Origin of the sequence: Shewanella sp. SM95 (assembly GCF_025653595.1) — a bacterium.
Classification (GTDB): Bacteria; Pseudomonadota; Gammaproteobacteria; order Enterobacterales; family Shewanellaceae; genus Shewanella; species Shewanella oncorhynchi.
On the sequence record NZ_JAKKSE010000001.1, the window covers coordinates 532,299 to 545,290 of the forward strand.

The 12,992-nt window shown below is 45.3% G+C and carries 10 protein-coding genes and 3 tRNA genes; 9 read left to right on the plus strand and 4 right to left on the minus strand.

Features of this window, described 5'->3' with window-relative positions; genetic code table 11:
* The first annotated feature begins 268 nt into the window (after positions 1-268).
* The 9 genes from L5M29_RS02315 to L5M29_RS02355 all read left to right on the plus strand — a co-directional run bounded on the left by L5M29_RS02315 (position 269) and on the right by L5M29_RS02355 (position 9,365).
* Positions 269-345 (plus strand) — tRNA-Pro (locus L5M29_RS02315).
* A gap of 116 nt (positions 346-461) precedes the next feature.
* Positions 462-538: transfer RNA gene (locus tag L5M29_RS02320), tRNA-Arg, on the plus strand.
* A 9-nt stretch (positions 539-547) separates the two neighbouring features.
* Positions 548-623: transfer RNA gene (locus tag L5M29_RS02325), tRNA-His, on the plus strand.
* 261 nt (positions 624-884) lie between these two features.
* Positions 885-2,189: a trigger factor gene (tig, locus tag L5M29_RS02330; protein ID WP_263165995.1), complete on the plus strand. Its 1,305-nt coding sequence runs from the start codon at positions 885-887 to the stop codon at positions 2,187-2,189.
* A gap of 89 nt (positions 2,190-2,278) precedes the next feature.
* Positions 2,279-2,887 carry an ATP-dependent Clp endopeptidase proteolytic subunit ClpP gene (clpP, locus tag L5M29_RS02335; protein ID WP_063883148.1) on the plus strand — a complete coding sequence of 203 codons (609 nt, stop codon included), beginning with the start codon at positions 2,279-2,281 and terminating at the stop codon, positions 2,885-2,887.
* Positions 2,888-2,971: 84 nt separating this feature from the next.
* Positions 2,972-4,252, plus strand: a complete 1,281-nt coding sequence (gene clpX / locus L5M29_RS02340) for an ATP-dependent protease ATP-binding subunit ClpX (protein ID WP_028760467.1) — start codon at positions 2,972-2,974, stop codon at positions 4,250-4,252.
* Positions 4,253-4,384: 132 nt separating this feature from the next.
* Positions 4,385-6,742 (plus strand): endopeptidase La, encoded by a 2,358-nt coding sequence (lon, locus tag L5M29_RS02345; RefSeq protein WP_105252934.1) that lies wholly within the window; start codon positions 4,385-4,387, stop codon positions 6,740-6,742.
* Between the two features lie 259 nt (positions 6,743-7,001).
* The gene (gene hupB / locus L5M29_RS02350; RefSeq protein ID WP_006081127.1) at positions 7,002-7,274 is read left to right on the plus strand and encodes a nucleoid-associated protein HU-beta; all 273 of its coding nucleotides are present in this window, start codon (positions 7,002-7,004) and stop codon (positions 7,272-7,274) included.
* A gap of 225 nt (positions 7,275-7,499) precedes the next feature.
* On the plus strand, positions 7,500-9,365 hold the full coding sequence (locus L5M29_RS02355) for a SurA N-terminal domain-containing protein (RefSeq protein ID WP_263165997.1): 1,866 nt from the start codon (positions 7,500-7,502) through the stop codon (positions 9,363-9,365).
* Positions 9,366-9,558: 193 nt separating this feature from the next.
* On the opposite strand, the gene L5M29_RS02360 is transcribed toward L5M29_RS02355, so the two are convergent.
* The 4 genes from L5M29_RS02360 to L5M29_RS02375 all read right to left on the minus strand — a co-directional run bounded on the left by L5M29_RS02360 (position 9,559) and on the right by L5M29_RS02375 (position 12,991).
* Complete coding sequence (locus L5M29_RS02360) at positions 9,559-9,771, minus strand: molybdopterin-binding protein (RefSeq protein ID WP_006085368.1); 213 nt, start codon at positions 9,769-9,771, stop codon at positions 9,559-9,561.
* A gap of 138 nt (positions 9,772-9,909) precedes the next feature.
* Positions 9,910-11,112 carry an enoyl-ACP reductase FabV gene (gene fabV, locus L5M29_RS02365; protein ID WP_263166000.1) on the minus strand — a complete coding sequence of 401 codons (1,203 nt, stop codon included), beginning with the start codon at positions 11,110-11,112 and terminating at the stop codon, positions 9,910-9,912.
* A gap of 105 nt (positions 11,113-11,217) precedes the next feature.
* Positions 11,218-12,003 (minus strand): ATP-binding cassette domain-containing protein, encoded by a 786-nt coding sequence (locus L5M29_RS02370; protein ID WP_105252932.1) that lies wholly within the window; start codon positions 12,001-12,003, stop codon positions 11,218-11,220.
* Complete coding sequence (locus L5M29_RS02375; RefSeq protein ID WP_028760462.1) at positions 11,984-12,991, minus strand: oligopeptide/dipeptide ABC transporter ATP-binding protein; 1,008 nt, start codon at positions 12,989-12,991, stop codon at positions 11,984-11,986. The genes L5M29_RS02370 and L5M29_RS02375 overlap by 20 nt, the downstream gene beginning before the upstream one ends.
* Position 12,992: the final 1 nt, after the last annotated feature.

Consider the following 12,992-nt stretch of genomic DNA (forward strand, 5'->3'; position numbering starts at 1 on the left):
AAAGTGAGGGGATAAGATGCGCTCCGTTCTCAGGCAGATGTGTTCATCTTGCGCTGAAACTGTCATGTAAGACCTTAGGTAATTAGCGCAGTCCGATAGTGCATCCAGATTTTGGATGAGAGCGGACCAGAGGGAACCCTCTGAGTTGATACCAAGTAAAATGTAAGACTTTCGGTGATTAGCGCAGTCCGATAGTGCATCCAGATTTTGGATGAGAGCGGACCAGAGGGAACCCTCTGAGTTTATACCAAGTAAAATGTAAGACCTTCGGTGATTAGCGCAGTCCGGTAGCGCATCTGGTTTGGGACCAGAGGGTCAGAGGTTCGAATCCTCTATCACCGACCACTTCATTGTCGTTTGCTTCGATGAATTCAAAATAATTTGAACTAAAATAGGCAAATGATAGGGTTAGCATAAATGCTTTCCAAATCGGTTAGGATACAGAAAATTCTGTAAACCATGCGCCCGTAGCTCAGTTGGATAGAGCACCCGCCTTCTAAGCGGGTGGTCGCAGGTTCGAATCCTGCCGGGCGTACCAGTTTCAGTGGTGATTGTAGCTCAGTTGGTAGAGTCCCGGATTGTGATTCCGGTTGTCGTGGGTTCGAGCCCCATCAGTCACCCCATTTTTAGTACTTTGAGTACAAATTAAAAAAAGCGACCTTGTGTCGCTTTTTTTATACCCCAGATTCGGCTGTTGAGGCTCGACTCTGCAGAAAACGGTGGCTATAATGTCGCGTCTTGATAGATATCAACTATGAGCGACCTGTGCCTAAAGCCAGTTGTGGTGGGCATTGTAGTCAAATTTAATGATCAAGAAACGAATACCTGAATAGTTGATGAATCGGCTATTACAAAGGACGTTAGACAAATTTCGAGGTAAAACAATGCAAGTTTCTGTTGAAGCAACCCAAGGCCTAGAGCGTCGCCTGACCATTTCTGTTCCTGCTGAACAAATTGAAAAGCTGGTTAAAGACAGTTTACAACGTGAAGCTAAGCGTGCTCGTATCCCAGGTTTCCGTCCTGGTAAAGTGCCTGTTACTGTTATAAACAAACGTTACGGCGCAGCGATTCGTCAAGACATCATGGGTGAAGTGATGCAACGTAACTTCATCGAAGCAATTGTTGCTGAGAAGTTAAACCCAGCGGGTGCACCGACTTTTGTTCCTGGTTCTACTGATGGCGAAAAATTCGAATTTATCGCTACCTTTGAAATCTATCCAGAAGTTGAGCTGAAAGGCTTAGATGCAATCGAAGTAGAACAGCCAAAAGCTGAAGTGACTGACGCTGACGTTGACACTATGATTGAAACCTTACGTAAACAACACGCGACTTTCGCAGCTGTTGAGCGTGAAGCTGCTGATGGCGACAAAGTGAAAATGAACTTTGTTGGCTCAGTTGACGGTGAAGAGTTTGAAGGCGGCAAAGCTGATGATTTCGAACTGCAACTAGGTAGCGGCCGTATGATCCCTGGTTTTGAAGCGGGTATCTTAGGTCACAAAGCGGGTGAAGAATTTGTTATCGACGTGAACTTCCCTGAAGAATATCACGCTGAAAACCTGAAAGGTAAAGCGGCTAAGTTCGCGATTACGCTGACTGAAGTGCAAGCGGCTAACCTGCCAGAAGTAAACGATGAGTTTGCAGCTCTGTTTGGTATCAGCGAAGGTGGCTTAGAAGCCCTTAAAACTGAAATCCGTAAAAACATGAACCGTGAACTTGAGCAAGCGTTAAAAGCTAACGTGAAAGAGCAAGTGATCAATGGTCTGTTAGCGAACAACGATATCACTTTGCCAAAAGCATTGATCGATGGCGAAGTTAACGTTCTGCGTCAACAAGCCATGCAACGTTTTGGCGGCCAATCGGCTAACATGCCAGAACTGCCAGCTGAATTGTTCACTGAACAAGCTGCACGTCGTGTTAAAATCGGTCTGCTATTAGGCGAAGTCATCAAGACTAACGAACTGAAAGCGGAAGATGAACGCGTACAAGGCTTGATCGCTTCTATGGCTTCTGCCTACGAAGATCCAAGTGAAGTTGTTGCTTATTACAACAGCAACAAAGAGCTGATGCAAAACATGCGCAACGTTGCTTTAGAAGAGCAAGCGGTTGAAGCACTGTTGAAATCTGCCAAAGTGACCGAAAAACAAGTCGCTTTTGAAGAATTTATGAACAAGGCTACCGGTCGCGCATAAGCTAAGCTTGACTTGATTAGCTGTTCGCCATTTATAATGGCTCGTATGAGGCTCCTCATGCGAGCCATTTTTATTTAGGGAAGTGAATAATGCATAATGCGTCAGACATACAAAGTGCTTTAGTGCCTATGGTGATCGAACAGACTGCTAAGGGTGAACGCTCATACGATATTTATTCTCGTTTGTTGAAAGAGCGGATTATCTTTTTGGTAGGTCAAGTTGAAGAACACATGGCAAACCTTATCGTGGCGCAATTATTATTCTTAGAATCAGAAAGCCCAGATAAAGATATCTTTTTATACATTAACTCTCCTGGTGGCTCTGTCACCGCAGGCATGGCGATTTATGATACCATGCAGTTTATTAAACCGAATGTTAGCACTGTCTGTATCGGCCAAGCCGCCAGTATGGGCGCTTTCTTGTTAGCCGGTGGTGAGAAGGGTAAGCGTCACTGTTTACCAAACTCTCGCGTGATGATCCATCAACCGCTGGGTGGTTTTCAAGGTCAAGCATCAGATATTGCTATTCATGCCAAAGAAATCTTAGGCATTAAAAATAAGCTTAACCTAATGCTCGCTGAACACACAGGTCAACCGCTCGAAGTGATTGAACGCGATACCGATCGTGACAATTTCATGAGTGCAACTCAAGCCGTCGAATATGGTTTAGTTGACTCTGTGATGACGAAACGCGGCTGATTTTTGCTTTTGACTGAGCTATGCTTTGTAAAAGTTAAGCAAATTTAAGACAGGCAGTAGAGCAGACTGCAAATGAGGTAATTAATGGGCGACAACAAAAATAATGGTGACAGCGGTAAATTGCTGTACTGCTCTTTTTGCGGAAAGAGCCAGCATGAAGTCAGAAAACTCATTGCTGGCCCATCAGTGTATGTATGCGACGAATGTGTTGAGTTATGTAACGACATCATTCGTGAAGAGATTAAAGAAATCTCTCCAAAGCGTGATAGCGATAAATTACCGACACCACATGAGTTGCGTGCACATTTAGACGATTATGTTATTGGCCAAGACAGAGCGAAAAAAGTGCTTTCTGTGGCAGTGTATAACCACTATAAGCGTTTAAAAAATGCATCGCCTAAAGATGGTATCGAGCTGGGCAAGAGTAATATTTTGCTTATCGGTCCAACGGGTAGCGGTAAAACCCTACTGGCTGAAACCCTTGCGCGCTCACTCAATGTGCCTTTCACTATGGCAGATGCTACTACGCTGACTGAAGCGGGTTATGTGGGTGAAGACGTTGAAAACATCATTCAAAAGTTGCTGCAAAAGTGCGACTATGATGTTGAGAAAGCGCAGCGTGGTATCGTTTATATCGATGAAATTGATAAAATTAGCCGTAAGTCAGACAATCCATCAATCACCCGTGACGTATCGGGTGAGGGTGTACAGCAAGCGCTGCTTAAGCTGATTGAAGGTACTGTTGCCGCGGTTCCACCACAAGGTGGCCGTAAGCATCCACAGCAAGAATTCTTACAAGTCGATACTTCTAAGATCCTGTTTATCTGTGGTGGTGCGTTTGCAGGGCTTGAGAAAGTGATTGAGCAACGTGCGCACGTTGGCTCGGGTATCGGTTTTGGTGCTCAGGTAAAAGGCGAGAAAGAGAAGGCGACGATCTCTGAAACGTTATCGCAAGTAGAACCTGGCGATTTAGTCAAATACGGTTTAATCCCTGAGTTTATTGGTCGTCTGCCAGTGGTTGCGACTCTGACTGAGCTGGATGAAGAAGCTTTAGTACAAATTCTATCTCAACCTAAAAATGCCCTAACTAAGCAATACAGTGCGTTATTTGAGATGGAAGGGGTTGAGCTTGAGTTCCGCGAAGATGCGCTTAAAGCGATTGCTCACAAAGCCATGTCTCGCAAGACAGGTGCCCGTGGTCTACGCTCCATCGTTGAAAGTATTCTGCTGGATACCATGTACGATATCCCATCCGTTGACGGTGTGGTGAAGGCCGTTGTGGATGAATCAGTCGTGAAAGGGGAATCAGCCCCAATCTTGATTTACGAGCACAATGAGGCCCAAGTGGCATCAGGCGAACAATAATTGTACTGATCGCTAATAAACTGAAAAACAAGGAGTCCAATGGACTCCTTTTTTCGTATTAGCCATTGAAACTCCATAAAGCGTCCCAATATACTCCAGTATTAATCCATTTCACCAAAACGGAATCGAACTATGACCCAAGAGCGTGAAGCGCATATCGAACTCCCCGTGCTGCCACTGCGAGATGTGGTGGTCTATCCCCATATGGTAATTCCGTTATTTGTCGGACGAGAAAAATCTATTCGATGTCTCGAAACCGCAATGGCGCAGGATAAGCAAATTATTTTAGTGGCGCAGCGTGATGCCGAACTTGATGAACCATCAAAAGATGACATCTTCGAAGTGGGTACGGTTGCCTCTATTTTACAGTTACTTAAGCTGCCAGACGGCACAGTCAAAGTGTTGGTAGAAGGCGGTCGTCGCGCCCGTATTACCCGTTATACCCAAGAAACAGAATTTTTTGTGGCTAAGGCTGAGTATCTGGAATCAGAACCGCTGGAAGACAAAGAAGAAGAAGTGTTAGTGCGCAGTGCTATTGGTCAGTTTGAAGGTTATATCAAGCTGAACAAAAAGATCCCGCCAGAAGTCTTGACCTCTTTATCTGGTATCGATGAAGCGGCGCGTCTGGCCGATACTATGGCCGCACACATGCCACTTAAGCTTGAAGATAAGCAATCTGTGCTTGAGATGGTCAACGTCGGCGAACGTCTGGAATATCTAATGGCGATGATGGAATCGGAGATCGACCTATTACAGGTTGAGAAACGTATCCGGACTCGCGTTAAAAAACAGATGGAAAAGAGTCAGCGTGAGTACTATCTGAACGAACAGATGAAAGCCATCCAGAAAGAACTGGGTGACTTAGATGAAGGCCATGACGAATTTGAAGCCTTAAATCGTAAGATTGAAGAGGCTAACATGCCCGCTGAGGCGAAAGAGAAAGCCCTCGCCGAGCTTAACAAGTTACGCATGATGTCACCAATGTCGGCTGAAGCGACGGTGGTTCGCAGTTATGTCGATTGGATGACAGCGGTGCCTTGGAGCCAGCGCTCTAAAATCAAACGTGATTTAGCCAAAGCCCAAGAAGTACTCGACACCGATCATTTTGGCCTTGAAAAAGTCAAAGAACGTATCTTGGAATATTTGGCGGTCCAAAGCCGAGTGCGTCAGCTTAAAGGGCCAATCCTGTGTTTAGTGGGGCCACCAGGTGTGGGTAAAACCTCGCTAGGTCAATCGATCGCTAAGGCCACCGGTCGTAAGTATGTGCGTGTTGCTCTCGGTGGCGTGCGTGATGAAGCGGAAATCCGTGGTCATCGCCGTACTTACATTGGGTCTATGCCGGGTAAAGTCATTCAAAAGATGGCTAAAGTCGGCGTGAAAAACCCGTTATTCTTGCTCGATGAAATCGACAAGATGAGTTCTGATATGCGCGGCGATCCGGCTTCTGCTTTATTAGAAGTGTTAGATCCTGAGCAAAATGCGACCTTTAACGATCATTACCTCGAAGTCGATTACGACCTATCCGATGTGATGTTTGTTGCAACGTCAAACTCCATGGATATTCCTGGGCCACTACTTGACCGTATGGAAGTCATTCGTTTATCGGGTTACACCGAAGACGAGAAACTGAATATTGCTAAGCAACATTTGCTGAATAAGCAAATCGAGCGCAATGGTTTAAAAGCCACTGAAATTAAAGTCGATGATAGTGCTATCGTTGGCATTATCCGTTATTACACCCGTGAAGCGGGTGTGCGTTCACTCGAGCGTGAATTGTCTAAGATTTGCCGTAAAGTCGTGAAAATGATTTTGCTCGATAAGTCTGTCAAGTCTGTGACTGTCAACCAAGAGAATCTTAAGTCTTTCCTTGGCGTGCAGCGCTTTGATTACGGCAAAGCCGAGTCTAAGAACCAAATCGGTCAAGTGACTGGCTTAGCTTGGACTCAAGTGGGCGGTGACTTACTGACGATTGAAGCAACTTCAGTGCCTGGTAAAGGGAAGTTAACCTATACCGGTTCCCTTGGCGACGTGATGCAAGAGTCGATTCAAGCAGCGATGACAGTTGTTCGCGCCCGTGCGGAACAATTAGGTATCAATGCGGATTTCTACGAGAAGCGTGATATCCACGTGCATGTGCCAGAAGGTGCGACACCCAAAGATGGTCCATCTGCAGGTGCGGCAATGTGTACCGCGTTAGTATCAAGCTTAACGGGTAACCCCGTGCGTGCTGATGTGGCCATGACAGGTGAAATAACCTTACGTGGTGAAGTGTTACCTATCGGTGGTTTGAAAGAAAAACTGCTGGCAGCACACCGCGGCGGCATAAAATTGGTGCTTATTCCAAAAGAAAATGAGCGCGATTTGGAAGAAATTCCTGCCAATGTGATTGCCGATTTAGAAATTCGTCCCGTGCGTTGGGTCGATGAAGTGTTAAAACTGGCCCTAGAAAGACCAGTGGAAGGCTTCGAAGTGGTTAAAAACTTGGCATAACGCAAGAAATTGCGCTATCACGTTAAAAAAAATGAAAAAAGGGGCTTAACAAAGCGCAGACCTGTGGTAGCCTAGGTCTGTGGAGAGCCAGCTGCTCCAAGCCCTTGGCGCAACTGGCTTTGAGCTGTATCCAGTTTTAATTCTTTGGTTTTCGAACTCAGCTTGAACTTTGAATTCAAGCTTGTTATAAAAGCCTCCGCAGACCGCTCTAGAGACGGATTTGGTTGCGGCGCAAAAAAATTACATTCAAGGGGATGACATGAACAAATCTGAACTAATCGAGAAAATCGCATCTGGTGCTGACATTTCTAAAGCCGCTGCTGGCCGAGCACTGGATTCTTTTATCGCTGCTGTGACCGAAGGTCTGAAAGAAGGTGATAAAATTTCTCTTGTTGGTTTTGGTACTTTTGAAGTGCGTGAACGCGCTGAGCGTACTGGTCGCAACCCACAAACGGGTGAAGAAATCAAAATCGCAGCAGCTAAAATTCCTGCATTCAAAGCTGGTAAAGCACTGAAAGACGCTGTTAATTAATCATTAATATCGTAGCCTTTGTAAGGCGTTCGTAATGACAAGCACTGTTTATCAGTGCTTTTTACGAATTGAAAGTAATGGAATATGAAGCTTAATTTCTGCCATTACTCGGGGTTTTAGAATTTACCAGTGGTAGCGTCTGAATATTCCCCATAAATTACAGAAAGGCGCATCTCAACCTGATGCGCCTTTTTATTTTGTTAATCGCAACAAGCGAGAAATCTGATGTTAGAAAAGATCCGCGATGGTTCGCAAGGCGTGATTGCTAAAGGCATTCTCGTACTTGTGATTTTATCTTTTGCATTTGCAGGAGTCAGTAGTTACTTAGGTTCAACAACTGATGTGCCTGCGGCAGAAGTGAACGGTGACAAGATCACTAAAGCCGAGCTAGAGCAGGCGTACCAGAGCGAGCGCTCTCGCATGGAGCAACAGCTAGGTGAAATGTTTGCTGCGTTATCTGCTGACGAAAAATACTTACAAAGCATTAAGCAGAGCGTATTAGAACGCTTAGTGGCTGACAAGTTGATAGATCAAGCTGCTAAGGCTATGGGTCTACGTGTATCTGACGAGCAAATTGTTGCTGCAATGAGAGCTGAACCGGCATTTCAAACTGATGGCAAATTTGATAACGATCGTTATCAGGCGATTCTGCGTCAGTTAGGTTATCAGCCACAGACTTTCAGAGACATGATGCGTGTCGATATGACCCGTCGTCAGTTAACTGCAGCCCTTGTGGGTACTGAATTCGTGTTACCTGGCGAAGCTAAGCAATTGGCTGAGTTACAAGGCCAAACCCGTGATGTGCGCTATTTTATTGTCGATTCTGCACCATTCTTAGCGACAGCGGTTGTGACTGACGAGCAAGTGAAAAACTATTACGACGCAAACCAAGGGCAGTTTATGAGCCCAGAGATGGTGAGCTTAGAATATGTTGAACTGAATGCTGCTGATTTTGCTAAAAATAATCCAGTTTCTGATGAAGAAGCACAAACGTATTACGAAGAGCATAAAGCACAATATGTTTCTAACGAGAAGCGTCTTGCCGCGCATATTTTGGTTATGCCAGGTAACGATGAAGCTGCAGCAAAAGCCAAGGCTGAAGATCTCGCTAAGCAATTAGATAGCGGTGCCGATTTTGCTGATCTGGCTAAAGCTAACTCTGATGATACTTTGAGTGCAGAGCAGGGCGGTAAACTGGATTGGTTTGAACCTGGTGTAATGGACCCCGCATTTGATGCCGCTTTATTTGCATTAAATAAAGGCCAACATTCTGCGGTGGTTAAAACAGACTTTGGTTTCCACATTATCAAGCTATTAGATGTGCAATCTGGCGCGACTGTACCGTTTGCTGATGTGAAAGCTAAGATAGTGGCTCAATTGCAAGATAAGAAAGCGGTTGACCAGTTCTATAGCTTACAAAGTAAATTAGCGGATACCAGCTATGAAGTGCCAGATACACTATCTGAAACCGCAAAAGCTGTTGACGTTGATGTTAAGACTACAGCACTGTTTTCTCGCGATAACGCACCTGCTGAGCTAAACAAGCCTGACTTAGTTAAAGCAGCCTTCTCTGAAACTGTAATGCTGAAAGGTTTAAACAGTGAAGTGATTGAGCTTGAACCTAACCATGTGGTTGTTATCCGAGTGAAAGAACATCACGATGCGGGTACTTTGGCCTTAGCTGAAGTGAAAGCCAACATCACTGAGCGCTTGAAGCAAGATCAAGCAAACGAAGCCGCCCGTGCAAAAGCACAGGAACTGATGGCACAAGTTAAAGCGGGTGCAACTGATCTTGGTTTAGTGTCTAAAGCGAAACTAGGCCGTGGCGCGCAAGACGTTGATGCTGCGATTGTAGGCAAAGCGTTCCAAATGCCAACACCAAGTACAACTCCTGTTGTTGATACCGTTGGTTTAGCAAACGGTTATGCTGTGGTTGCACTGGATAAAGTCAACGCTGCAGAAGGTGTGAGTGATGAGCTAGTTAATGCACTTAAACAACGTCTGAACGCACAATACAGTGAAGCAGACTACCGTGGCTTGATCGATTCGCTTAAAGCCAATGCCAAGGTGCTTTACCCTGTAGAAGATTAATTTCAGTGAGGATAGTGAGTTATTAAATTTACTATCCGACTGATTAAATAGAAAAGGCCAAGTGAGTTCACTTGGCCTTTTTGTTTTTTAATTCGATAAAGTTTACCAATGAAGTTCGAAGGATATCCACTATCGCAACACTGTCAGACTCCATATTCCATTACTTCAATCGCCACGTTACTGAATTGAATGGTTAATCATCAACGCCAATCATTACGCTGCTGGCTTTGATGAGGGCATAAGCCGAATCACCCACTTTGAGCCCTAGGCGCTCACAGGAAGCTTTAGTCACCACAGAGGTCAGTACGACACCGGGTGCAAGTTCTATTGTCACTTCATTGTTTACAGCGCCCATTTCTATGGATTTGATTGTACCGCTGAGGGTGTTTCTTGCGCTAATTTTCATTGATTTTCCTTATTGAGGGATTATTAGGGGTCAACTGCAGCTAGTGTAGCGCATCTTAATCTGGGAGTTATAAATAAAAACGCCACTAAAAAGTGGCGTTTAACGTTTGTGATAAGCAGTGATTCGCTATCGAGTTGATTAGAGTTCGATAACGTCAAATTCAACGTATGGGTTAACGTCGGCATCGTAATCAATGCCTTCGATACCAAAACCAAATAACTTAATAAATTCAGCTTTGTATTCACGGTAATCAGTCAATTCTGATAAGTTTTCTGTGGTCACTTGTGGCCACAAATTACGGCAGTGTTGCTGAATATCTTCACGCAGTTCCCAGTCATCTAAACGTAAGCGATTATCACTGTCGGTCTCAGGTTTTGAACCATCGGCACGGAATAGGCGCTCACTGAATAAGCGATAGATTTGCTCCATACAACCTTCATGGAGACCTTCCTGACGCATTTTCTTGAATACCATAGCGATATATAAAGGCATGACAGGAATGGCCGAACTCGCTTGAGTCACAACGCTCTTTAGCACTGCAACATTTGCGCTGCCGCCAGTGGCTGACAGTTGTTCATTTAAGGCTTTTGCTGCGCGGTCCAGATCCATCTTGGCCTTGCCAAGGGCGCCGTGCCAGTAAATTGGCCACGTCAGTTCTGTACCTATATAGCTATAGGCTACGGTTTTGCAGTTATCGGCTAATACACCGGCTTCAGATAAGGCTTTAATCCACAGTTCCCAATCTTCGCCGCCCATAACGGTGACAGTATCAGCAATTTCTTGCTCAGTTGCTGGCTCAACGGTGGCTTCAATGATGCAGTCTTTATTGGTATCAACGGCAGTCGCTGTGTAAGTTTCGCCAATGGGTTTTAAAGCTGATCGGATAAGCTCACCTGAATCTGGGAGTTTGCGCACTGGTGATGCCAGTGAGTAAACAACCATGTCAATTTCACCGAGATCTTGCTTGATAAGCTCGATGACTTTTTGTTTAGCTTCATGGCTAAAGGCATCGCCGTTAATACTTTTAGAATATAAACCTTCCGCTTTAGCAAATTTGTCGAAAGCGGCAGAGTTGTACCAACCTGCAGTACCTGGTTTCGCTTCAGTACCTGGCTTTTCGAAGAACACGCCAATCGTTGCGGCATCGCTACCAAAAGCGGCTGCGATACGTGAAGACAGACCATAACCACTTGATGAACCGACTACTAATACCTTTTTCGGGCCGTTAGTGATCTTGCCTTTTGCTTTAGTTAAGGTGATTTGTTCTTGAACGTTTACTTCACAACCGACAGGGTGTGTAGTGGTACAAATGAATCCACGAATTTTTGGTTTGATAATCATGTTTAAGCTTCTTCTATCAAAATGACCAATAGGATAAATATTTCGGCGGGTAAATGGCACCTATTTTTAGCCAATTCACCTGATTATTTAAGTGGTTGGAGCAGTTTAACGTTTGTGAACAAACAGACTCTGCTCTTGGACCAACCTCTGGGTGTATTCATGTTTTGGTGAGTTAAATATTTGTTCTGTATCAGCTTTTTCAACCATTACACCTTTGTGCAGTACCATAATTTTATCGCTGACATGGCGAATAATATTGAGATTATGGGACACGAAGATATAAGACAAGCCGAGATCTTTTTGCAGTTTTAACAGCAAATTAAGAATTTGCGAACGCACCGAAAGGTCCAGAGCGGTTAAGGCTTCATCGGCAATGATAATTTTAGGATTGAGCATTAAGGCTCGTGCTACTGCGACTCGTTGTTTTTGCCCTTCGGAAATCATGTGCGGATAAAACTCCGCGTGTTCGGGTAATAAACCTACTTTTCGTAAGGTATCGACCACTTGGGTGTGCCGCGATTGCGCAGACATTTGGGTGTTGAAACGCAGCGGTTCATCGAGCAATTGACCAATCGTTAGGCGCGGGTTCAGTGAAGTATTCGGATCTTGGAAAATCATCCGAATTAAGCGGCATCTTTGCTTCACATTGCGGCTATCTAAGGCTTCACCTTCGAAAAAAATCTCACCACCGCTGCGGGGCTCTGCACCGACTAAAATGCGGGCGAGGGTACTTTTACCTGAACCCGCCTCACCCACTATCGCTAAGGTTTCACCGCGTTCGAGTTCAAAGGATACGGGCGCTAATGCATCGTTATATTGGCGGGAAAAGCCCTTATAACCAGTATCATATCTTTTATAAAGGTCATTAACTTTAAGCAGTGGGGTCGTCATTATGGGTTTCGCCGTGATAAGGGAAATGACAGGCAAAATAGCGGTCTTTGATATGACTCAAATTTGGCTGATTAACGCATTTTTTTTGTGCTTCAGGGCAGCGTGGCCCTAAACGACAACCAATAGGCAAATGCTGTAAGGCGGGCGCAGAACCCGGTAGGGTAGGCATAATCGCCTTGTGACCACCTGAGCCTGAATAGTCGGGCATATTTTCGAGTAACGCCTTAGTGTAAGGATGATAAGGCTGCTTAATCACTTCGTCCGTCGGCCCAGATTCCATGACTTGACCGCAATAGAGCACGGATAAGTGATCACACCATTGGGCTAAGGTTTCCAGCTCGTGGCTGATCAATAGAATCGATACGTTTTGTAATTGATTTAATTGGGATAATAATCTGAAAATTTGCGCCTGAGTGCTGAGCTCCATCGAGCTTGTGGGTTCGTCTGCAATCAATAGGCGAGGCTGGTTAGCAACCGCCATCGCAATCATCACCTTTTGGCATTCGCCTTCGGATAATTCCCATGCGTAGCTAGACATCACCTGCCGCGGATTCTTGATCCCGACTTTATGCAGCCATTTCTGTGCTGTAAGTCTTGCATGCCTGCGCCGTTGCCAAAAATAGGCGCTAGGATTTTTAGGCATAGCTTGCATTAACTGACTGCCGACGGTTTGTGCTGGATCTAAGCTGCCAGACGGATCTTGGAAGATCATCGCCATGTCTGAACCCATCAGATTACGGCGCTCTTTTGAGCTCATGGCCATCAAGTTATTGCCATCCCACATCATGCGGTCTGCTGTGATAGTCCAGTTAGGGCCGGGGATGCCTAAAATTGCTCTGGCTAACAAACTTCGTCCTGAGCCAGATTCACCGACTAGCCCATGAATTTCGCCCGCATTGAGCGTTAAGCTGACTTTTTCTAGCGCCCGCACTCTACCGTGGGGCGTATCGAGTTCAATCGTTAGATTTCGTACGTCGAGTAAGGGCATA